Below are 21546 nucleotides of genomic sequence, written 5' to 3' on the forward strand. Positions count from 1 at the left end.
TGGAAATGAGGGAGAGGCAGCGCGAGGCTGCGGATCGCAAGGGATCAGGATAGGCGGCTGGTGAGCGCCCCGAATACACGCGCAAAGAAGCGTGCCGGCAGGCGCTTGTGGTCCTGCAGCACGACGACATGCTTTTCCGTGCATCCGAATTTGGATTCCATGATCCCGCATATAGCGATTTTTACGGGTTTCGGCAATCCACGAAGAATCATGGATGCAGGCCGCGCCGCAACCGTCTTTCCAGCCCCCGCAGCGCCAGCGACAGGCCTATGGTGAGGACGAGGTAGACATAGGCGACGATGGAATAGGTCTCGAAAAAGCGGAAGGATCCGGAGGCATAGACCTTGCCCATCTGTGTGATGTCGGCGACGCCGAGCACCGAGACCAGCGAACTGTCCTTCACCATCGCCACGAAATCGTTGCCGAGCGGCGGCAGGATGACGCGGATCGCCTGCGGAAAGACCACGAGCCGGAAACGCTGGACACGGGAGAGGCCAAGCGCCTTGGCCGCCTCGATCTGGCCCTTGTCGACGGACTGGATGCCGGCGCGGAAGACTTCGGCGATGAAGGCGGAATAGCCGATCATCAGCGCGATGATCGCGCGCCACATCAGCGAGAGGTCGCGCACCAGCATCGGCTCCATCAAGCCTGCGGAGACAAACGGACTGAGTATGAAATTGATGACCGCGACCAGCGCCGGCGCGCCGACAAAGGCGATGTAGAAGAGCAGCACGAGGACCGGAACGCCCCGGATGACCTCCGTATAGAAGCGCGCGATCTGGCGCAGCACCTTGCTTTCGGAAAGGGCCATCAGGGCGATGCCGAGACCGAGCAGGGTGGCGAGCAGGAAGGCGACGAGGGTGACGAAGATCGTCACCCACAGCCCCTTCAGGACGACGCCGAACACCTGGCTGTAGAGATCGTTCGCGACGATGACGCCGGCAAGCGTGAGCGCGATCAGGGCAAGGGCAACCAGCCACCAGGGGTAGTCACCCTTGTCAGCACCGGGGGAAACGGATGCCATGTCGGCCCGTCACTCACCCATCTTGTAGTCGAGGAACCATTTCTTGTTGAGCGCGTCGAGCGTTCCGTCCGCCTTGAGCGCGGCGATCGCCGCGTTGACGGGCGCGACGAGGTCGGAGCCCTTGGGGAAGATGAAACCGAAATCCTCCGTGCCGAGCGGCTCGCCGACCACCTTGAGCTTGCCACCCGAGGAATCGACATAGCCTTTCGCCGCGACGCTGTCCGTCAGCACCAGATCCACGTCGCCGGCCTGGAGCGCCTGCACCGTGGCGCCGAAGGTTTCGAACAGCTTGATGCGCGGGTTCTGCTCGTTGCCGTCGAGGATTTCGTAGACGGCGGTATAGAAGGGCGAGGTGCCGGGCTGGGCGGCGATCAGGCCGTCCTTGAGCGCGGCGAAGGACTTGGCGTCCGTAAAGCGGTTTTCATCGGCGCGCACCAGCATGAACTGCTGCGAGCGCATGTAGGGATCGGAGAAATCGACCTTCTCCTTGCGATCGTCCTTGATGGTGATGCCGGTCATGCCGATGTTGTACTGGTTGTCGGAAACGGCCTGGATCATCGCGTCCCAGGAGGTGTTCTGGTACTCGACCTTGACGTTCAGCCGCTTGGCGATCTCGTTCATCGCGTCATATTCCCAGCCGATCTGCTCACCGGTCTTGGGATCGACGAACTGCAGCGGCGGGTAGGCGTTCTCGGTGACCACGACGACGGTCTTGCCGCCGAGATCGGGCAGGTCCGAGGCGAGCGCGGCGGCGGGCATGAGGGCAGCGGCGGTGAGGCCTGCAAGGACGGTGCGGCGGGAAAACATCGAGTTGAACTCCTGGAATTGTGGCGGCGAAACACTGTCACAGGTTCAGGCGGTGAGGCAAGCACGACGCGTGCGCCGCAAGGCGTTTGCGTAAAACAAAAAGCCGCCGACCAGGGCCGACGGCTTCAATTCTTCCAAAGGCCTGCCGATTATTCGGCGGCGCCTTCGGCAGCCTTTGCTGCTTCTTCAGCAGCGGCCTTCTCGGCGGCTTCGGCTGCGGCCTTCTCGGCGGCTTCGGCTGCGGCCTTTTCAGCGGCAAGCGCCTGAGCGGCTGCGACTTTCTCGGCTTCCAGACGTGCCTTTTCCTCGGCAATGGCCTGGCGCTCGGCGTCGTTCAGCTTGCGGGCGCGGGTGCCGACGTTCTCGACGATACGGGCCGACTTGCCGCGACGATCGCGCAGGTAGTAGAGCTTGGCGCGGCGGACCTTACCGCGGCGGACGACTTCGACGCCTTCGACGAGCGGCGAGTAAACCGGGAATACGCGCTCGACGCCTTCGCCGTAGGAGATCTTGCGGACGGTGAAGCTCTCGTTGATGCCGCCGCCGGAACGGGCGATGCAGACGCCTTCATAGGCCTGAACGCGGGTACGCGTGCCTTCCGTAACGCGTACGTTGACGCGAACGGTGTCACCCGGGGAGAATTCCGGCAGGGTGCGCTTGGCTTCAATCTTGGCGGCCTGTTCGGCCTCGAGCTGCTTGATGATGCTCATCGGTCTAACCTTCGGTTGTTCTGAAACAGCCAGAGCGCTCGACGGTCCCTCGGAGGTCATGCCTCCTTTGGTAGTCCGTTGCCGGACGGAGCGGATTCGCCATTCTTTGATTGCAGGTCGGCGGGATAATCCCAAATCCGAGCGGGCCAATACACCAATCGGGCCGCCTTGTCATCCCTTATGCCGGAAGAATCGGGCTGTGCGGGCGAATTTTCTCGCCTTGCCGGCCCCCGCGTCGACCGCTATCAGCAATCGAGGGGAGGCCTTTTCAGGCCCGTGGGAGTTAGATGACGATCGTCGATGCCGTTTTCCTGTTTGTCGCCGGCTTCCTGTCGGGCGTGGTGAACGCCATTGCCGGCGGCGGCACCTTCCTGACCTTCGGTGCGATGACGCTGACCGGCCTGCCGCCGATCGTGGCCAGCGCCACATCCGCCATCACGCAGTTTCCCGGCTATGTTACCTCGACGCTCGCCTATGCGCGCGAAATCCGCGCAGACAAGCGCGAGGCCATGGTTCTCGGGGCGCTGTCGCTGGTGGGCGGGCTGATCGGCGCGCTCATCCTTGTGTCGATGTCGAACGCGGCCTTCCGCCTGCTCGTTCCCTGGCTGATCCTCGGCGCGACGCTGGTCTTCGCGGCCGGGCCCTATCTGCGACCGAAGACGCTTTCGCCGGAAAAGCCGGTCTCGCCGGCCGGGCTTGCGGGCCAGTTCGTGACTTCGATCTATGGCGGGTTCTTCGGTGCGGGCATGGGCATCATGACGCTCGCCGTACTCGGCCTCACCAAGGGCGGCGATTACCACCGGCTGAATGCGCTGAAGAATTTCCTGGCCCTCGTCATCGCCGGCATGGCGATCGTCGTTTTTGCGAGCGGCGATGTGGTGGCCTGGCCGCAGGCCGCGATCATGGTGCCGGCCGGGGCCGTCGGCGGCTATGCCGGCGTCTGGGCAGCGCGGCGCGTGCCGCAGCCGGTCATTCGCGGCCTTGTCGTTGCCGTGGGGCTGGCGCTGACCGTCTATTATTTCGTGATGGGCTGAGCGGCCAGAAGGTCCGGCCGGCGTTCGCGCGTCAGCTTCAAGGCTTCCTCGCCCCGCCACTTCTCGATTGCCGCGTGGTTGCCGGAGGTCAATACGGCGGGAATTTCCCGATCTTCCCAGACTTGCGGGCGGGTGTAATGCGGGTGTTCCAGCAGCCCGCCCTCGAAGCTCTCGTGTTCGCCCGACAGCGCATTGCCCATGACGCCGGGCAGGATGCGAACCACGGCATCGAGCAGGATCATGGCCGCCGGCTCGCCGCCGGAGAGGATGTAGTCGCCGATGGAGACTTCCTCCAGCCCGCGCCCGTCGATGACACGCTGGTCGACGCCCTCGAAGCGGCCGCAGACGATGATGGCGCCGTCGCCGGCTGCAAGTTCGCGCACGCGCTTCTGGGTGAGCGGCCGGCCACGCGGGCTCATCAGCAAGCGGGGGCGCTCGTCGCCTTCGCTGGCATGGTCGATGGCCCGCGCCAGCACGTCGGGCTTCAGCACCATGCCCGCGCCGCCGCCGGCAGGAGTATCGTCAACGGAGCGGTGGCGATCGGTGGCGAAGTCACGGATCTGGACGCAATCCAGCGCCCAGTCGCCGCGTGCAAGGGCCTTGCCGGACAGCGACTGGCCGAGCAGGCCCGGAAACATTTCCGGGTAGAGGGTCAGGACGGTGGCGCGGAAAGCCACGTCATTCACCGCCGTCTGAAAGCGGCGGGCGGCGGCGACGGCTGCCCGGTCCGTTTTCCTTCTCGTCGTCAACCAGGCCGGCGGCGACGGGGTCGATGAGCAGTCTTCCGCCCTCGACGTCGATCTCCAGCACGGCGGCTTCGGAGAAGGGGATGAGCACCGGGCGCTTGCCGGGCCCCTTGAGTTCAAGGAGGTCGCCGGCGCCGAAATCGAAGATGCCCGTCACCGTGCCATGGCTGCGACCTTGTTCGTCGACCGCTTCCAGCCCCTCCAGGTCGGCATAGAAGAACTCGTCTTCGTCCAGTTCCTCGTCCGGCAGGTTGTCGCGCTCAATGTAAAGATCGAGACCGTTCAGCGCTTCGGCGGCATTGCGGTCGTTGATGCCGCGGAAGCGCACGACGACCACGTTCTTCGCCTCGCGTACCTCCAGAACCTCGAAGGACCGGCCATCGTCGGTGTGCAGGTGGCCGTAATCGCCGATGGCGGTGGGGTCGATGGTGTAGGATTTCACGCGGACCTCGCCACGCAGGCCCTGCGCGGCGCCGATGCTGCCCATGAGGACGGGATTTTCCAGTTTCACCATGGTTGCTTCCGAGCGTTCGATCGTTCCGGTTTCAGACAAGGGCGGGCGAAGACGCTTTACGACGTTCCGCGCCACGCTCCAAACGAAAACGGGCGGCATGAGACACGCCGCCCGCTTCGAAATGAACGTGCCGTCGATTATTCGGCGGCAGCAGCAGCGGCGTCTTCTTCCTTCTGCTTCTTCTCGGCGGCGCGCTCGACAGCCTTCTTGCCCGGCTTTGCCTTGTTCGGGTTGTTGCGGGTTTCGCGCTTCAGAACGCCAGCGTCGTCCAGGAAGCGGGCAACGCGGTCGGTCGGCTGGGCGCCCTTGGCGATCCATTCCTTGGCGCGGTCGGCGTCGATCTGGACGCGGTTGGCGTCGTCCTTGGGGAGCATCGGGTTCCAGGCGCCGAGGCGGTCGAGGAAGCGGCCGTCACGCGGCGAACGGGCGTCTGCAACGACGATCTGGTAGTACGGACGCTTCTTGGAGCCACCGCGGGCGAGACGAATTTTCAGGGACATGTTTTTCTCCTTCGATGTCGTGACCCTGCGCTTTGGTTTACGCAGGGGTATTCTGGTTTGCACCGCTGTGTTCAGCGGCAATGGCTTCATGATGCCGGATCACCTCGCGGATGATGAAGTTCAGGAACTTCTCCGCGAAATCCGGATCCAGATTGGCGTCCTTCGCCAGGCGGCGGAGGCGTTCGATCTGGTATTCTTCGCGCGCCGGATCGGCCGGCGGCAGTTCATGCGTCGCCTTGAGCACGCCCACTGCCTGGGTGCAGCGGAAGCGCTCGGCGAGCATATGCACGAGGGCAGCGTCGATATTGTCGATCGACTGCCGGTACTCGCCCAGCTGTTCGCGGACTTTCGGATCGATGCTCATGCCTCAGCCCCTCACTTCTTCTTCGGCAGGCCGGGCATGCCCGGAAGGCCGCCGAGTCCGGGAAGGCGCCCGCCGCCAAGGCCCGGCAGACCGCCGCCGCCCAGACCCGGCATGCTGCCCGGCTTGATGCCGGCGGCCTCGGCCTGCTTGGCCAGCGCCTCGAGCTGCTTGGGGTCCATCTTCGACAGGTCCGGCATGCCGCCGCCAAGGCCGCCAAGGCCCATCTTGCCGGCCAGGCCGCCCATCATTTGCTTCATCATGCCGCCCTTCTTGCCGCCCATCATCTTCATCATGTCCGCCATCTGGCGGTGCATCTTGAGAAGCTTGTTGATGTCGGACGCATCGGTGCCGGAGCCGGCGGCGATGCGCTTCTTGCGGGAATGCTTGAGAATGTCGGGGTTGGCGCGCTCGGCCTTGGTCATCGAATTGATGATGGCGATCTGGCGGCCGAACAGCTTGTCGTCCAGACCGGCGGCGGACATCTTGTCCTTCATGCCGGCCATGCCGGGCATCAGCCCCATGATGCCGCCCATGCCGCCCATCTTCTGCATCTGGGCCAGCTGGTCGGCAAGGTCGTTCAGGTCGAACTTGCCCTTTGCCATCTTGGCGGCCATGGCGGCCGCCTTTTCGGCGTCGATATTCTCGGCTGCCTTCTCGACGAGCGAGACGATGTCGCCCATGCCGAGGATGCGGTCTGCGACACGGCGGGGGTGGAATTCCTCCAGTTCGCCCATCTTTTCGCCGACGCCGATCAGCTTGATCGGCTTGCCGGTGACGGCGCGCATGGAGAGGGCAGCACCGCCGCGGCCGTCGCCGTCCATGCGGGTCAGCACGAGGCCGGTAATGCCGACGCGTTCGTCGAAATTGCGGGCGAGGTTGACGGCATCCTGACCGGTCAGCGCATCGGCGACGAGCAGGATTTCATGCGGATTGGACTTCCGCTTGATCTCCGCCATCTCGATCATCAGCGGCTCGTCGATATGGGTGCGGCCGGCGGTGTCGAGGATGACGACGTCATGGCCGCCGAGCTTTGCGGCCTGCACGGCACGCGCGGCGATATCGGTGGGTGACTGGCCGGCAATGATCGGCAGCGTATCGATGCCGGTCTGGACGCCGAGCTGGCGAAGCTGCTCCTGCGCGGCCGGGCGGCGCGTATCGAGCGAGGCCATCAAGACCTTCTTCTTGTCGCGCGTGGTCAGCCGGTTGGCGATCTTGCCCGATGTGGTGGTCTTGCCCGAGCCCTGGAGGCCGACCATCATGATGACGACGGGAGCGGCCGCATTGAGATCGATCGACACGCCCTCGGAGCCGAGCATCGACACAAGCTCGTCATGCACGAGCTTGACGACCATCTGGCCGGGCTTGATCGACTTCAGGATTTCCGCGCCGACGGCCTTCTCGCGCACCGCATCGGTGAAGGAGCGCACCACTTCCAGCGCCACGTCCGCTTCCAGAAGCGCACGGCGGACCTCGCGCAGTGCCGCCGAGACATCGGCCTCGGAAAGCGCGCCACGGCCTGTCAGTCCATTCAGAATGGAGCCAAGGCGGTCCTGGAGTGTTTCAAACATCACGTCTTCCTTCTTGTTTCCAGTTGTGCCGGAAACGTCGGTGCTATCGGCGACGAAAACAAGACGCAAAGCCAAAAAGCACCCGAGGGCGCATCGCGCTGTCGGGTGTTGACCTCCGGGATCTCTTTATACCTTCGCGGGTCCCGGTCGGCGGCTTCAAGCATTCTCACTTGTCGCTGATGGCGCGGCTTTAACCTCATCGGGGCTGGAAAGTCAAGGACATCACCAAATCCGGCCCGTCGTCACATTTGCGCGAGCCCGCGCCGGGCCGTTGCGGCAAAAGGCGCGCACACCTATCTTCTGCCGATGAATCGTCGCAAGTTTCTCAAATGGTCCGGTATAGGCGCTCTCGCGATGCCTGCGGGCGGCGCGGTTGCTAGCACGGGCCGGGCGGCGAACCGTTATTATGACGGCCCCGTCAGCGACCATTTCGACGGAACGCGCTTCTTCAATCCCGATGGCGAGGAGCCGAACAATTTTGTCGAGCTGCTGCGCTGGCAATTCGGTGGCGGACGCGTGGCTTGGCCGACCGACTGGCCGAGCCCGTTTCCACCGGCCGTGCCGGAGGCGCGCGTGGCGGACGATCGCCTTGTCGTGACCATGGTGGGCCATGCCACCCTTCTGATCCAGACCGCCGGCCTCAACATCCTGACCGACCCCGTCTGGAGCGACCGGGCGAGCCCCTTGCCCTTTGCCGGGCCCAAGCGCGTCAATCCGCCGGGCATCCGGCTCGACGACCTGCCGAAGATCGACATCGTGCTCGTCACGCACAACCACTACGACCATCTCGACCTCGCAACGCTGAAAACGCTGGCCAGGCGGGACGATTGCCTGATCTTCACGCCGCTCGGCAATGACAGGATCATCGGACCGGTCGCTGGCAAGGGGCGCGTCACGACCATGGACTGGGGCGGCAGTACGCCCTTGACGGCCGATGTGACGCTCCATTGCGAACCGTGCCACCACTGGTCGGCGCGCGGGCTGGCCGATCGCCGTATGGCGCTGTGGTCGGCCTTCCTTATCGAGACGCCGGGCGGAAAGATCTACCACATCGGCGATACCGGCTTTCACCGGGGCATCAACTACCGGGCGATCCGGGAAAAGCATGGGCCGATCCGTCTCGCCAACCTGCCTTTCGGCGCCTATGAGCCGCGCTGGTTCATGCGCCCGCAGCACCAGAATCCCAACGAGGCCGTGCAGGGCATGGTGGCCTCTGGTGCCGCCTATGTGGCCGGTCATCATTGGGGCACGTTCCGGCTGACCAACGAGGGCGTGGACGAGCCCTTGGCGGCGTTGGAAACCGCGCTGGACGCTGCCGGCATCGCGCGCGAGCGTTTTCGCGCCATGAGGCCCGGCGAGGTGTTCGAGGTTCCTCGTTCCGCGGCCTGAGCAAAGTACTGGAAATCCGCGGGCTTTTCCGCCATATACGGCCCAACGGGCCGCCTTTGGCCCAATCGGGCAGGCGCAATGACAGAAACGGTCGAATTCGCGAGAATGAACGGGCTGGGAAACATGATCCTGGTCGTGGACATGCGCGGGCGTCCGGATGCCGTCACGCCGGCGGCGGCGATTGCGCTCAATGCCGATCCCGCCACGCGCTTCGACCAGATCATGGCGATCCACGATCCGAAGGTCGACGGCACGGACGCTTTCATCGAGATCCTGAATTGCGACGGCACACGGGCGCAGGCCTGCGGCAACGGAACACGCTGCGTGGTGCAGGCGCTGGCCGCCGAGACGGGCAAGAAGGCGTTCACCTTCCAGACCGTTGCCGGCATCCTGAACGCCGTCGAGCACGAGGACGGCACGATTTCCGTTGACATGGGCAAGCCGGTCTTCGAATGGGACCGCATTCCGCTTGCCGAGGAATTCTACGACACGAGCCGGATCGAGTTGCAGATCGGACCGATCGACGATCCCGTGCTGCATTCGCCCTCGGTCATGTCGATGGGCAACCCGCATGCGATCTTCTGGGTCGACCGCGATCCGATGACCTTCGATCTCGACCGTTTCGGCCCGCTGCTCGAAAACCATCCGATGTTTCCGGAAAAGGCCAATATCACGCTGGCGCAGGTGACGTCGCCGACCTCAATGACGACGCGCACCTGGGAGCGCGGCGCGGGGCTGACGCTCGCCTGCGGCTCGGCCGCCTGCTCGGCGGGCGTTTCCGGCGCGCGCACCGGCCGCACCGGCCGCAAGGTGGAGATCACCGTCGCCAGCAGCCCCAGCCGCGGCAAGCTCACCATCGAGTGGCGCGAAGACGACCACGTCGTCATGACCGGGCCGGCCGAATGGGAGTGGTCCGGCACGCTCGATCCCGCAACCGGCGCCTTCCGCCGGGATGACGCCGGGGCGGCCGCCCTTTGAGCGGGGTCGAGGTCATAACCTTCGGCTGTCGGCTCAATACCTACGAATCGGAAGTGATGCGTGCGGAAGCCGAGAAGGCGGGGCTGAACAATGCCGTGCTGGTGAACACCTGTGCGGTGACCGGCGAGGCCGTGCGTCAGGCGCGACAGGCAATCCGCCGCGCGCGCCGCGACAATCCGCATGCCCGCATCATCGTGACCGGCTGCGCCGCACAGATCGAAAGTGCCGCTTTCGCCGGCATGCCGGAAGTGGACGCCGTACTCGGCAACGAGGAAAAGCTGAAAAGCGCCTCCTATCGCCGTTTGCCGGATTTCGGCGTCTCGGCCGAAGAGAAACTGCGCGTCAACAACATCATGAGCGTGCGGGAAACCGCGCCGCAGATGGTGAAGCTCATCGACGGCCATGTGCGCGCTTTCGTGCAGGTGCAGAACGGCTGCGACCACCGCTGCACCTTCTGCATCATCCCGTATGGTCGTGGCAATTCCCGCTCGGTGCCGATGGGCGCGGTGGTGGAGCAGGCGCGCAAACTCGTCGAGAGCGGTTACTGCGAGATCGTACTGACCGGCGTGGACGCCACCAGCTACGGCGCCGACCTGCCCGGAAAACCGAGCCTCGGGCAGCTTGCCAAGACGCTTTTGAAGCAGGTGCCCGAAATCCGCCGCCTGCGACTTTCCTCCATCGACAGCATCGAGGCGGACGATCATCTCTGGGACCTGATTGCCGACGAGCCGCGTTTCATGCCGCATCTGCATCTGTCCTTGCAGCATGGCGACGACATGATCCTCAAGCGCATGAAGCGCCGCCATTCGGCCGCCGATGCGCGTGCCTTCTGCGGTCGCGTGCGCGATCTTCGCCCCGCGGCGAGTTTCGGGGCCGACATGATCGCCGGTTTCCCGACGGAGACGGAGGAGATGTTCGCCAATGCCGGGCGGCTCGCGGAAGATTGCGGCATCGCGCATCTGCATGTCTTTCCCTACAGTCCGCGCCCGGGAACGCCGGCCGCGCGCATGCCGCAGCTCGACCGGGCGCTGGTCAAGGAACGCGCCGGGCGCCTGCGCGAGACTGGAAAACGGCTCGCGGAGGCCCATCTCGTCTCCATGATCGGGAGAGAGGAAATGATCCTCGTCGAGAACAACGGCCTTGCCCACACGGAAAACTTCACGCTGGTCGATGCCGCGGGTCTCAAACCGCGCGACCTTGTGCCGGTGACGATCACCGGCCACAATGGAAAGCACCTGACCATGCGGCCCGTAACCGCCTTCTCGCATAACTAGCGGACACCTTTCATGGCCCTCGGCTTCATCAAGAAGATCTTCACCTTCGGAAAAGACACCGCGCCCGAGCAGAAGTCGGAGGCGGAGGTTCCCGTCGTCGTGCCCGATGATGACGCGGTAGCGCCCGCCCCGGTGGCGGAAGAGCCTGTCGAGATCGTAGAGCGCGACGCGCTGCTCGACGAAGCGGAGGCCGCCAATCCGGAAGCCGGCAGCCACGTTCCCGACGAGCCGGAGCCGGATATCTATCCCCTGCCGCATGCGCCGAACCTGCCGGTCGCGAAAGACCCGGTGGCGCCGGCCGAGATGGAAACGGCGGGCGGACCTTCTGATGACGGCCCGGACGTGGTGGCGGAAGACGCGATCGTCGAAGCGGAACCGGAAGCGCCGGCCGAAGACATCGACGTTGTGGAAGAGCCCGTTGCTGTTACCGAAGATGTCATCGAGCCGGAAGAAAGCGTTGCGCCTGCCGAAGAGCAGGAGGTGCCCGCAACCGACGATGCCGTTCTCGACGAGGCCGTTACCGTCGAGCCGAAGGCGCTGCCCAAGGGTTTTGCCACGGCGGAAAGCAAACCCGTCGTCGAGGTCGCGGCACCGGAGCCGAAGCGCACCTGGTTCCAGCGTCTGCGCGACGGGCTTTCGCGCACCTCCTCGCAGCTCACGGGGCAGATCACCAGCCTCTTCACCAAGCGCAAGCTTGACGATGACACGCTGCAGGATCTGGAGGATCTGCTGATCCAGGCCGATCTCGGCGTGGAGACCGCGCTGCGCATCACCGATACGCTGGCATCCGAACGCTACGGCAAGGATGTGACGGGCGCCGACGTGTCGCGCATCATGGCAAGCGAGATCACCAAGGTGCTATCGCCGGTCGCAAGGCCACTGGAACTCGACCTCAATCACAAGCCCCACGTCATTCTCGTCGTGGGCGTCAATGGAACGGGCAAGACCACGACGATCGGCAAGCTTGCCGCCAAACTCTCCGGCGCCGGCCTCAACGTGATGATGGCGGCGGGCGACACGTTCCGCGCGGCGGCCATTGAGCAGCTGAAGATCTGGGCCGAACGCACCGGCTCGCAAATCGTTTCCTCCAAGCTCGGCGCGGATGCGGCGGGCCTTGCCTACGAAGCCTATGAGAGGGCGAAGGAAAGCAAGAGCGACGTGCTGATCATCGACACGGCCGGCCGCCTCCAGAACAAGACGGAGCTGATGGCGGAACTGGAAAAGATCGTGCGCGTGCTCGGCAAGCTCGATCCGGACGCGCCGCACACCGTGCTCCAGACGCTCGATGCCACGACCGGCCAGAACGCCATGAACCAGGTCGAGATTTTCCGCAACGTCGCGGGCGTTTCGGGCCTGATCATGACAAAATTGGACGGTACGGCCCGTGGCGGCATTCTTGTGGCCATTGCCGCCAAGCACAAGCTGCCGGTCTATTTCATCGGTGTCGGCGAAGGGATCGACGATCTCGAACCTTTCGAGGCCAAGGATTTCGCGGAAGCGATTGCAGGAGTACAGGCATGAGCAAGGCAACGATGGACGCCCCGGCCAAGACCGAGGAGAAGGTCAGCCCGCTCCTCAAGATGGTGCTGGAACTCGGCCCGCTCGTCGTGTTCTTCTTCGCCAATTCGCGCGGCGAATGGCTGGCCTCGCACTTTCCCGTGCTGGCCGAAATGGGTGGCCCGATCTTCATCGCCACCGGGCTTTTCATGGCCGCGACGGCAATTGCGCTCATCGTCTCGTGGGTGCTGACGCGCACGCTGCCGATGATGCCGCTGATCTCGGGCATCGTGGTCTTCGTCTTCGGCGCGCTGACGCTATGGCTGCAGAACGACACGTTCATCAAGATGAAGCCCACGATCGTCAACACGCTGTTCGGCGCCATCCTGCTCGGCGGGTTGCTGTTCGGCAAGTCGCTGCTCGGCTACGTCTTCCATGCCGCCTTCAAGCTTACCGACGAGGGCTGGCGCAAGCTGACGCTGCGCTGGGGTCTGTTCTTCCTGTTCCTCGCGGTTCTCAACGAGGTGGTCTGGCGTTCGTTCTCGACCGATTTCTGGGTGGCGTTCAAGGTCTGGGGCACCATGCCCATCACCATCGTCTTCACGCTGGCCCAGATGCCGCTGATCATGCGCTATTCCGTCGATCAAGCGGAAGAAGGCAAGGCGTCCTGAGGTTTTGCGACGGTCCGCCAGATTCCATCAGAAAATGTGATTGAACGACTAAAGCCCGACAATTGATCTGGCCGCGCGATTTGCCTAGAAAGGCCAGAATTATTCAAGGGAGAGACTTCATGCGCCATCTTCTGCTTGCCTGTGCGGCAACGCTTGCACTTTCGCTGCCCGCAAAGGCCGAAAACGTCACGGTTGCCGTGACGGCCATCGTCGAACACCCGGCACTGGATGCGGTGCGTGACGGCGTGAAGGAAACGCTGGAAGCGGCAGGCTACAAGGACGGCGAGAACCTCAAGTTCCTCTACGAGTCCGCACAGGGCAACCCCGCGACGGCCGCGCAGATCGCCCGCCAGTTCGTCGGCGAGGACCCGACGGTCATCGTCCCGATTTCCACGCCATCAGCCCAGGCCGTCGTTTCCGCGACGAAGGATATCCCTGTCGTCTTCACGGCCGTGTCCGATCCGCTCGGCGCACAGCTCGTCACCGACATGGACAAGCCGGGCGGCAACGTGACGGGCCTGTCCGACATGTCGCCGGTCGCCGAACATCTCGCGCTCATCAAGGAAATCCTGCCGGAAGCGAAGACCATCGGCTACCTCTACAATTCGGGTGAAGCGAACTCGGTTTCGCTGCTTGCCGTGTTGAAGGCCGAAGCCGAAAAGGCCGGTCTGACGGTCGTCGAATCCGCCGCCACCAAGTCCGCCGAAGTGCAGGGCGCCGCCCGCGCGCTCGTCGGGCGTGCCGATGTCATCTACATCCCGACGGACAACACGATCATCTCCGCGCTTGAAGGCGCGGTCGCAGTCGCCGAGGAAGCCAAGCTACCGCTCTTCACCGCCGACACGGACTCCGTTTCGCGCGGCGCCATCGCGGCACTCGGCTTCAACTACAAGGACGTGGGCAAGCAGACGGGCGACATCGTCGTGCGCATCCTCAAGGGCGAGAAGCCGGGCGATATCGCCGTGAAGGTTGCCGCCGGCACGGACCTCGTCGTCAACAAGGGCGCGGCGACCAAGATGGGCGTCACGCTTCCCGAAGCCGTCGTCGGCCGCGCGACCCGCGTGATCGACTAAACGCGGGATTTCCGCGCATTGCCAATCGGAATCAACCGCTGCCGGATCGCCCGGCAGCGGTTGATCTGTTAAGAGGACCTGACCCGCATATGTGCGGGAGGGTGACCTGAGAGAAAGCCGAGAACCGTGAGCCTGATTGCCTTCTGGGGTGCCGTCGAACTGGGGCTGGTCTATGCCTTCGTCGCCATCGGTGTTTACCTTGCCTTCCGCGTGCTGGATTTTCCCGACCTGACAGTGGACGGATCCTTTCCGCTCGGCGCGGCCGTTGCCGCCGTCCTGATCATCGCGGGTGTCAATCCGTGGCTGGCGGCGGCAGTTGCCATGGTGGCGGGCGCGCTGGCGGGGCTGGTGACGGCCGTGCTGAACGTGCGGTTCCGCATTCTCAACCTGCTCGCCTCTATCCTGACGATGATCGCGCTCTTCTCCGTCAACCTGCGTGTGATGGGCAAGCCGAATGTGGCACTGATCAATGCCGATACGATGATCAGCCCGTTCTTCGGCCATGGCCTGCGGGATTTCTACGTTCGCCCGCTGTTCGTCGGCGTCCTCGTCGTCATCTCGGTCATCGTGGTCTGGCGCTTTCTTGAAAGCGATGCCGGCCTTTCAATGCGTGCCACCGGCGCCAATGCCCGCATGGCGCGCGCGCAGGGCGTCAACACCAACAAGCAGATCTATCTCGGGATCGCGCTTTCCAACGCGCTGGTCGCGCTCGGCGGCGCGCTGTTTGCCCAGACCAACGGCTTTGCCGACGTGACGTCCGGCGTGGGCACCATCGTGGTCGGTCTTGCCGCCGTCATCATCGGCGAGACGCTGTTTGGCGCGCGCGGCATCCTGATCGCGCTGATCGGTTGCGTCGTCGGCTCGATCCTCTACCGCATCGCCATCCAGCTTGCGCTGTCGTCCGATATTCTCGGCCTCCAGGCCTCGGACCTCAACTTCGTGACGGCGCTGCTCGTCACCGTGGCGCTCGTTCTGCCGCGCCTTCGCCGCGGAGGAGCCGCCTGATGATTTCCGTTTCCGATATCAAGGTCACCTTCGGCAAGGGCACGCCGCTGCAGAAGCAGGCGCTGAACGGCGTGAGCCTCAACATCGAGGAGGGGCAGTTCGTCACGGTCATCGGGTCCAACGGCGCCGGCAAGTCGACGCTGCTCGGCGTTCTCGCCGGCGACGTGATCGCTACCGAGGGCAAGGTGACGATCGGCACGGCCGATGTCACGCGGCAGGGAACCGCCGCCCGAGCGGGGCGCGTGGCGCGCGTCTTCCAGGATCCGCTGACGGGAAGCTGCGGGGCGCTGTCGATCGAGGAGAACCTGGCGCTCGCCGCCCGTCGTGGCGAACGGCGCGGACTTGCCTCGGCGCTTGGCCCGCAGCGGCGCGCGCTCTTCCGCAACCGGATCGCCGAGCTCAATCTGGGGCTTGAGAACCGCATGCGCGACCGCATGGATCTGCTCTCCGGCGGCCAGCGGCAGGCGGTCTCGCTCGTCATGGCCACGCTTGCCGGTTCCGATGTGCTGCTGCTTGACGAACATACGGCCGCGCTCGATCCGGGCATGGCCGAGTTCATCATGAACCTCACGCAGAAGATCGTTTCCGAGCGCAAGCTGACGACGCTGATGGTGACGCATTCCATGCGCCAGGCGCTCGATTACGGCCACCGCACCGTGATGCTGCATGGTGGCGAGATCGTGCTGGATGTCGCCGGCGACAGCCGCAAGACGCTGCAGGTCGAGGATCTCATCGCGATGTTCCGCAAGATGCGCGGCCAGACGCTGGATGACGACGCCCTGCTGATCGGCTGAGGCGTGTCACCAAAGCGCCTGAATCCTTCTGCAGCGTCGCGCGGTCGGAATTCGGGGGTATGCATATTGTTTCGTCGTGATTTTCTTGTCGGTGGCCTGTCGTCAGGTCTTGTTCTGGCGGCGGCGACGGCGTTGCGCGCGCAGCCCGTCGATGACGCCGCCGCAAAGCTCGTGACGGCCGCGCGGCGGCAGGTCGGTGTTACGCGCACCTATGATGCCGCTTATACGAAGCTCGGCTATCCCGGCGGCGATGTGCCGCGCGAGCGCGGCGTGTGCACGGATGTCATCATCAGGGCCTATCGCGACGCTCTCGATGTCGACCTCCAGGTGCTGGTGCACGAGGACATGCGGCGCGCCTTTTCGGCCTATCCCGCTCTGTGGGGTCTGAGCCGGACCGATCGCAATATCGACCATCGGCGAGTGCCCAACCTGCAAGCCTTCTTCCGGCGGGCGGATGCGACCCTGCCCATAAGCAAGGACGCCGCCGATTACCGTCCGGGCGACGTTGTTTCGCAGATGTTGCCCGGCAACCTTCCGCATATCGGCATCGTCGCGGATGAGCGCACGCCCGACAGCGGCCGGCCGATGGTTGTGCACAATATCGGCGCCGGCGCCAGGATGGAGGACGTGCTGTTTGCCTATCCCATCACCGGCCACTACCGCTACAAGGTGTGATCTGTCCTACCGCGCCTGCGTGAGGAAGATCTTCATCGCGAAGACCGAGAAGACGCCGGCGAAGGTGTAGTCGATACCGCGCAGCACCTTCGGGTTTTGCTGAAGCCAGGCGGCCAGCTTGTCTGCGGCCAGCACGACGATGGCGTTGACCGGCATGCCGATGAGAATGAAGAAAATGCCGAAGAAGATGAGCTTGCCGGTCACGTGCGGATCGCTCGCCGAGACGAACTGCGGCAGGAAGGTCATGAAGAAGATGATGACCTTCGGGTTGAGCAGGTTCACCCAGAAGCCGGTCGAGATGTTGGCGAGTGCGCTGCCGCGCGGGCCGGTCGAGGCCTTCACGGTAAAGTTCGAACCATAGCGGATGGCCTGGACGGCGAGCCACAGCAGGTAGGCGGCGCCGCCGGTCTTGAGGATCATGAAGGCGGTCGGCGAGGCGGTGATGAGGGCCGCGATGCCGAAGGCGACGAGCAGCGTGTGCACGCAGATGCCGAGCCCGGTGCCCAACACGACAAACAATGCGGCCCCGCGGCCCTGCGACAGCGCCCGGCTGATCGACAATGTCATGTCGGGGCCAGGCGTGGCGGCGAGCAGCAGGCTGGCCGCGGAAAAGGCGAGCAGTGTCGGGAATGTGGGCAGGAAGTCCATGGCAAGGGTCTCGAAAGCCGGAAAGTCCGAAAACTCTTATCCGGCTTTCTGCCGATTACCAATCAAAGCTTGTTATGGCCCGTTACGTCTCTTCCACGAAGGCGCGAAATTTCTCCGCATAATCCGGGTGCCAGCGTGACAGCGGGGGGCGGTTTTCGATGACGTCGCCGATCGCCCAGGCCATGCGGCGCTCGTCCAGTGCACGCGACACGTCGTTATCAGGGCACAGGATGTAGAAATCGCCGCGTTCGAGGCTCTCGATCATGAAATCGACAGTCTCGGCCGGTGTCCAGGCGGCATCCGGCTTTTCCGTGCGCTCGCCTTTGGTGAGCGCGGTATAGACGAAACCGGGGATGAGGAGGTGGGCGGAAAGTTTTGCACCCTCTGTGTTCCGCAGCTCATGCTGGAGCGCCTCGGTGAAAACCTTCACGCCGGATTTGGAGACATTATACGCCGGATTGCCGGGCGGCGTGGTGATGCCCTGCTTGGAGCCGGTGTTGATGATGAGCCCAGGCTCGCCATGGGCCAGCATGTTGGGCCCGAAGACCTGCGTGCCGTGGATGACGCCCATGAGGTTGACGGCGAGGATGTGGTCCCAGTTCGCCTCGGCGCTGAAGATCGAGGTGTCCGGCTGGATGCCGGCATTGTTCATGAGCACGTGAACGCGGGCGAAACGCTGCTGGACGGCGCGCTCCAGCGCCTCTAGCTCGTGACGATGGGTGACGTCGGTTTCCACCGCCATGATGTTGGCTTCGCCGGCGATGGCTTCGAGTTCGGCGCGCGCTTCGGCGAGCTGGTCGGTATTGCGGTCGGCGATGGTCACGAACATGCCGGCCTCGGCAAAGCGCCGCGCGGCGGCAAGGCCGATACCGGATGCGCCGCCGGTGATGACGGCGACATTGGCTTCCTTGATGATGTCCTTGAGGTCGGTCATGGGTTCATCCCCTTCCATGGTCCAGTCCTGCGCAATATGGGGTCGCCTGCGGCGGCGTCAAACCCCGCTTGCGGCAGGATGCAGCGGGCACCGCCCTTGCGTCACGCGCCAATCTCGCTAAAAGTGCCGCGACACCGGGCCTTGCGGGCTTGCCGCGACCCTTTCATGCAACGGACCTCATCATCATGGCATCACATAAAGACGTAAAGAAAGTCGTGCTGGCCTATTCCGGCGGCCTCGATACCTCGATCATCCTGAAGTGGCTTCAAACCGAACTCAACGCGGAAGTCGTGACGTTCACGGCCGACCTCGGCCAGGGCGAAGAGCTGGAGCCGGCGCGCAAGAAGGCCGAGATGCTCGGCATCAAGGAGATCTTCATCGAGGACGTGCGCGAGGAATTCGTGCGCGATTTCGTCTTCCCGATGTTCCGTGCCAATGCTGTCTATGAAGGCGTCTACCTGCTCGGCACGTCGATCGCCCGCCCGCTGATCTCCAAGCACCTCATCGAGATCGCCGCCAGGACCGGCGCCGACGCCATCGCGCATGGCGCCACCGGCAAGGGCAACGACCAGGTCCGCTTCGAGCTTTCGGCCTATGCGCTGAACCCCGACATCAAGATCATCGCCCCCTGGCGCGACTGGTCGTTCAAGAGCCGCACGCACCTGCTCGAATTCGCCGAGCAGCACCAGATTCCGGTCGCCAAGGACAAGAAGGGCGAAGCGCCGTTCTCGGTGGACGCCAACCTGCTGCACTCCTCTTCCGAGGGCAAGGTTCTGGAAGATCCGGCCATCGAAGCCCCCGAATATGTGCATATGCGCACCATCTCGCCTGAAGCCGCACCCGACAAGGCCACCATCATCAAGGTCGGCTTCGAGCGCGGCGACGCCGTCTCCATCAACGGCGTGCGCATGTCGCCTGCGACGCTGCTTGCGGCGCTCAACACCTATGGCCGCGACAACGGCATCGGCCGTCTCGACCTCGTGGAGAACCGCTTCGTCGGCATGAAGTCGCGCGGCGTTTACGAAACGCCCGGCGGCACGATCCTGCTTGCCGCGCACCGCGCCATCGAATCGATCACGCTCGACCGCGGCGCCGCGCATCTCAAGGACGAGATCATGCCGCGCTATGCGGAGCTGATCTATTACGGCTTCTGGTTCTCGCCGGAGCGTGAGATGCTGCAGGCCCTGATCGACAAGAGCCAGACCCATGTCGAGGGCGAAGTGACGCTGAAGCTCTACAAGGGCAATGTCATGGTTATCGGCCGTGAATCGGACAAGTCGCTCTATTCCGACAAGCTGGTCACCTTCGAGGACGACCAGGGCGCCTATGACCAGAAGGACGCCGCAGGCTTCATCAAGCTGAACGCGTTGCGCCTGCGCACGCTGGCCGCCCGCAACAAGCGCGGCTGATCTCAAGGCATCGCAGACATGGCCCGCTGCCGGAGACGGCGGCGGGTTTTTTCATTCCGAGGGTTTGCCCGTGGAGGTTGCCCCGGCAAGGACGGGTTCGCGCCCGCAGACCGCGCGATACCAGGCATAGGCCAGCACGGCCATCAGGCCCATGGACGGGATGATGATGCCGAAGGCGAAGAGCGGCATTCCGATAGCGGCGGCGATCACGCCGGCAAGGAAGCCGGAACCCATCTGGATGAAGCCCATCGCCGCCGAGGCGGAGCCCGCGATATGCGGAAAGGGCTCCATGGCGGCGGTCATCATATAGGGCATGATGAAAGCGATGCCGAAGGCGTAGAGGCCGACCGGGCCCATGACGCTCAGAAAGGTTGGTTGCGCAAGCACATGGGATGCCAGTACGATGAGGATGCTGGCCGTGCCGATGCAACAGAGGCCGGCAATGACGATCCCGTTGGCCGTGAGCCGCCGCATCAGGAGCCGCACGGCGACCGTGCCGAGGAAGAAGAAGCCGGACTGCATGAGCATGCCGACGCCGAACTGGGTGGGCGTCAGCCCGACGCGATCTATGAGGATGAAGGGCAGCATGGTCGCCTGGCCATAGAGGGCGCCCAGCGCGCCGGCTATCACCAGCGTCGCCGACAGGAAGCGGGGGCTGGTGGCGATGGCGCGGTAGGCGCTCAGGACCGGCCGGATATGGCCCTTGGCGGGATCCGGCGTCGTCGTTTCGGCCATGCAGAAATAGACGATGCCGCAGGCCGAGAGCGCAAAGCCCACCATCAGGAAGAAGATCGACTGCCAGCCGAACAAGCCGAGCGCGAAGCCGCCGAGCGTCGGCGAGACGGCCGGACCGATGGCCAGCATCATGCCGACCATGTTCATGATACGGGCGGCCTCGCTGCCGGTGAACTGGTCGCGCACGATGGCGCGTGACACCGTCGTGCCGACCGAAACGCCGATGCCCTGCACGAGGCGACCGGCCAGCAGCACCTCGACGGTCGGGGCGAAGGCCGCCATCATGCTGCCCACGAGATAGACGGACATGAAGATCAGGGTCGTCTTTCGTCGACCGAGCACGTCGGACATGGTGCCGGATACCAGTTGCGAGAGCGCAAAGCCGGCGAAATAGAAGGAAAGCGTCAGCTTGATTGCGGATTCCGTCGAGGCGAAGGCGTGTACCAGCTCGGGCATGGCGGGCGTGTAAAGCGCCATGGAAACGGGGCCGATGGCAACGAGAAAGGCGCTGATGATGGAGGTGCGGCGCTCGCTCATGCGGGCCTGCGTCATCGTCCGGTCTCCCGCGCAAGCGTCAGGGCGGCGTCGTCTTCTTCCAGAGCCGAGAGGTTGGCGCGCAGCAGCTTCAGGCGCCTATGGATCTGTGCCAGTTCGTCTGCGCCGATGCCGCTCGTGACCTGTTGCATCAGGTCGAGCTGTTCCGTGCGGATGCCTGTTATCAAGGTGCCGGCGGCGGGGGTGGTGAAGATCAGCTTGGCGCGGCGGTCGGCCGGATCCGGCCGCCGTTCGATGAGGCCGAGGCTCTGGAGGCGGTCGAGATAGGTGGAGAGCGTCATTGGCTCGATGCCCATGCGCTGGGCGATGTCGAACTGACGGCTTCCTTCGAGCGAGGCGATGCGGACGAGCGTGCGGGCCTCGCCCGGGGTGAGGCCAAGGCCGGCGGAGGCGATGCGCCGTTCGAAGGCGCTTCTCAACATGCGCGCGACGTCGGTGAGGACGAAGCCGAGCGCATCGGGATCGGGGCGTGACGACATGGAGGCTTTCAAACAGCTATTCTAAGTCTTGCTTACTATTTCCCGTGGCCAGTCGCAACCGGCAAGCCCGCAGCCCTTTGCATGACTGCCTTGCATCGCGCGGATCCGCGCCTGCACCATCTTGACGAATCCCCTGAAAGCCCTGAGATTGAGCGATCTTCTG

23 protein-coding genes are annotated in these 21546 nt (G+C 64.3%); 11 read left to right on the forward strand and 12 right to left on the reverse strand.

Annotated elements, in window-relative coordinates; translation table 11 throughout:
• Positions 1-208 precede the first annotated feature (208 nt).
• The 3 genes from MKI86_RS11470 to rplS form a co-directional block, all read right to left on the reverse strand.
• Positions 209-1024 carry an amino acid ABC transporter permease gene (locus tag MKI86_RS11470; protein WP_241601024.1) on the reverse strand — a complete coding sequence of 272 codons (816 nt, stop codon included), beginning with the start codon at positions 1022-1024 and terminating at the stop codon, positions 209-211.
• Positions 1025-1033: 9 nt separating this feature from the next.
• Entirely contained in the window at positions 1034-1831 is a 798-nt protein-coding gene (locus MKI86_RS11475) for a basic amino acid ABC transporter substrate-binding protein (protein ID WP_241601025.1), read from the reverse strand.
• A gap of 149 nt (positions 1832-1980) precedes the next feature.
• The gene (gene rplS / locus MKI86_RS11480) at positions 1981-2541 is read right to left on the reverse strand and encodes a 50S ribosomal protein L19 (RefSeq protein WP_241601026.1); all 561 of its coding nucleotides are present in this window, start codon (positions 2539-2541) and stop codon (positions 1981-1983) included.
• A 287-nt stretch (positions 2542-2828) separates the two neighbouring features.
• Here rplS and MKI86_RS11485 point away from each other — a divergent pair, with 287 nt between their 5' ends.
• Positions 2829-3575 (forward strand): sulfite exporter TauE/SafE family protein, encoded by a 747-nt coding sequence (locus tag MKI86_RS11485; RefSeq protein ID WP_241601027.1) that lies wholly within the window; start codon positions 2829-2831, stop codon positions 3573-3575.
• Here MKI86_RS11485 and trmD read toward each other — a convergent pair.
• The 5 genes from trmD to ffh form a co-directional block, all read right to left on the reverse strand.
• Positions 3557-4252: a tRNA (guanosine(37)-N1)-methyltransferase TrmD gene (gene trmD, locus MKI86_RS11490; RefSeq protein ID WP_241601028.1), complete on the reverse strand. Its 696-nt coding sequence runs from the start codon at positions 4250-4252 to the stop codon at positions 3557-3559. The two genes, MKI86_RS11485 and trmD, sit on opposite strands and share 19 nt — an antisense overlap.
• Before the next feature lies 1 nt (position 4253).
• Positions 4254-4835 carry a ribosome maturation factor RimM gene (rimM, locus tag MKI86_RS11495; RefSeq protein WP_241601029.1) on the reverse strand — a complete coding sequence of 194 codons (582 nt, stop codon included), beginning with the start codon at positions 4833-4835 and terminating at the stop codon, positions 4254-4256.
• 137 nt (positions 4836-4972) lie between these two features.
• The gene (gene rpsP, locus MKI86_RS11500; protein ID WP_241601030.1) at positions 4973-5335 is read right to left on the reverse strand and encodes a 30S ribosomal protein S16; all 363 of its coding nucleotides are present in this window, start codon (positions 5333-5335) and stop codon (positions 4973-4975) included.
• Between the two features lie 37 nt (positions 5336-5372).
• Positions 5373-5699, reverse strand: a complete 327-nt coding sequence (locus tag MKI86_RS11505; protein ID WP_241601031.1) for a chorismate mutase — start codon at positions 5697-5699, stop codon at positions 5373-5375.
• Positions 5700-5710: 11 nt separating this feature from the next.
• Positions 5711-7267: a signal recognition particle protein gene (ffh, locus tag MKI86_RS11510; protein ID WP_241601032.1), complete on the reverse strand. Its 1557-nt coding sequence runs from the start codon at positions 7265-7267 to the stop codon at positions 5711-5713.
• Positions 7268-7573: 306 nt separating this feature from the next.
• On the opposite strand from ffh, the gene MKI86_RS11515 reads away from it, so the two are divergent.
• The 9 genes from MKI86_RS11515 (at position 7574) to MKI86_RS11555 (ending at position 16623) form a co-directional block, all read left to right on the forward strand.
• A complete protein-coding gene (locus MKI86_RS11515) occupies positions 7574-8656 on the forward strand; it encodes an MBL fold metallo-hydrolase (protein ID WP_241601033.1) in 1083 nt (360 codons plus the stop codon).
• A 78-nt stretch (positions 8657-8734) separates the two neighbouring features.
• Entirely contained in the window at positions 8735-9634 is a 900-nt protein-coding gene (dapF, locus tag MKI86_RS11520; protein ID WP_241601034.1) for a diaminopimelate epimerase, read from the forward strand.
• Positions 9631-10908: a tRNA (N(6)-L-threonylcarbamoyladenosine(37)-C(2))-methylthiotransferase MtaB gene (gene mtaB, locus MKI86_RS11525; protein WP_241601035.1), complete on the forward strand. Its 1278-nt coding sequence runs from the start codon at positions 9631-9633 to the stop codon at positions 10906-10908. The genes dapF and mtaB overlap by 4 nt, the downstream gene beginning before the upstream one ends.
• A 12-nt stretch (positions 10909-10920) precedes the next feature.
• Positions 10921-12429 (forward strand): signal recognition particle-docking protein FtsY, encoded by a 1509-nt coding sequence (gene ftsY / locus MKI86_RS11530; protein ID WP_241601036.1) that lies wholly within the window; start codon positions 10921-10923, stop codon positions 12427-12429.
• Positions 12426-13076 carry a septation protein A gene (locus tag MKI86_RS11535; protein WP_370879953.1) on the forward strand — a complete coding sequence of 217 codons (651 nt, stop codon included), beginning with the start codon at positions 12426-12428 and terminating at the stop codon, positions 13074-13076. The genes ftsY and MKI86_RS11535 overlap by 4 nt, the downstream gene beginning before the upstream one ends.
• Positions 13077-13195: 119 nt before the next feature.
• Positions 13196-14149, forward strand: coding sequence for an ABC transporter substrate-binding protein (locus MKI86_RS11540; protein ID WP_241601037.1), 954 nt, complete (start codon positions 13196-13198; stop codon positions 14147-14149).
• Between the two features lie 126 nt (positions 14150-14275).
• On the forward strand, positions 14276-15154 hold the full coding sequence (locus MKI86_RS11545; RefSeq protein ID WP_241601038.1) for an ABC transporter permease: 879 nt from the start codon (positions 14276-14278) through the stop codon (positions 15152-15154).
• Positions 15154-15948: an ABC transporter ATP-binding protein gene (locus MKI86_RS11550; RefSeq protein WP_241601039.1), complete on the forward strand. Its 795-nt coding sequence runs from the start codon at positions 15154-15156 to the stop codon at positions 15946-15948. The genes MKI86_RS11545 and MKI86_RS11550 overlap by 1 nt, the downstream gene beginning before the upstream one ends.
• Positions 15949-16014: 66 nt before the next feature.
• On the forward strand, positions 16015-16623 hold the full coding sequence (locus tag MKI86_RS11555) for a DUF1287 domain-containing protein (RefSeq protein WP_241601040.1): 609 nt from the start codon (positions 16015-16017) through the stop codon (positions 16621-16623).
• 6 nt (positions 16624-16629) lie between these two features.
• On the opposite strand, the gene MKI86_RS11560 is transcribed toward MKI86_RS11555, so the two are convergent.
• Together MKI86_RS11560 and MKI86_RS11565 are read right to left on the reverse strand one after the other, a co-directional pair.
• Positions 16630-17271 carry a LysE family translocator gene (locus tag MKI86_RS11560; protein ID WP_241601041.1) on the reverse strand — a complete coding sequence of 214 codons (642 nt, stop codon included), beginning with the start codon at positions 17269-17271 and terminating at the stop codon, positions 16630-16632.
• Between the two features lie 82 nt (positions 17272-17353).
• Complete coding sequence (locus MKI86_RS11565) at positions 17354-18205, reverse strand: SDR family NAD(P)-dependent oxidoreductase (protein WP_241601042.1); 852 nt, start codon at positions 18203-18205, stop codon at positions 17354-17356.
• A gap of 185 nt (positions 18206-18390) precedes the next feature.
• Here MKI86_RS11565 and MKI86_RS11570 point away from each other — a divergent pair, with 185 nt between their 5' ends.
• Positions 18391-19614, forward strand: coding sequence for an argininosuccinate synthase (locus tag MKI86_RS11570; protein ID WP_241601043.1), 1224 nt, complete (start codon positions 18391-18393; stop codon positions 19612-19614).
• Positions 19615-19665: 51 nt separating this feature from the next.
• On the opposite strand, the gene MKI86_RS11575 is transcribed toward MKI86_RS11570, so the two are convergent.
• Both MKI86_RS11575 and MKI86_RS11580 read right to left on the reverse strand, forming a co-directional pair.
• On the reverse strand, positions 19666-20901 hold the full coding sequence (locus tag MKI86_RS11575; RefSeq protein ID WP_241601044.1) for a multidrug effflux MFS transporter: 1236 nt from the start codon (positions 20899-20901) through the stop codon (positions 19666-19668).
• On the reverse strand, positions 20898-21383 hold the full coding sequence (locus MKI86_RS11580) for a MarR family winged helix-turn-helix transcriptional regulator (RefSeq protein WP_241601045.1): 486 nt from the start codon (positions 21381-21383) through the stop codon (positions 20898-20900). The genes MKI86_RS11575 and MKI86_RS11580 overlap by 4 nt, the downstream gene beginning before the upstream one ends.
• Positions 21384-21546: the final 163 nt, after the last annotated feature.

Origin of the sequence: Shinella sedimenti, from assembly GCF_022601905.1 — a bacterium.
In the GTDB taxonomy this organism is placed as follows: Bacteria; Pseudomonadota; Alphaproteobacteria; order Rhizobiales; family Rhizobiaceae; genus Shinella; species Shinella sedimenti.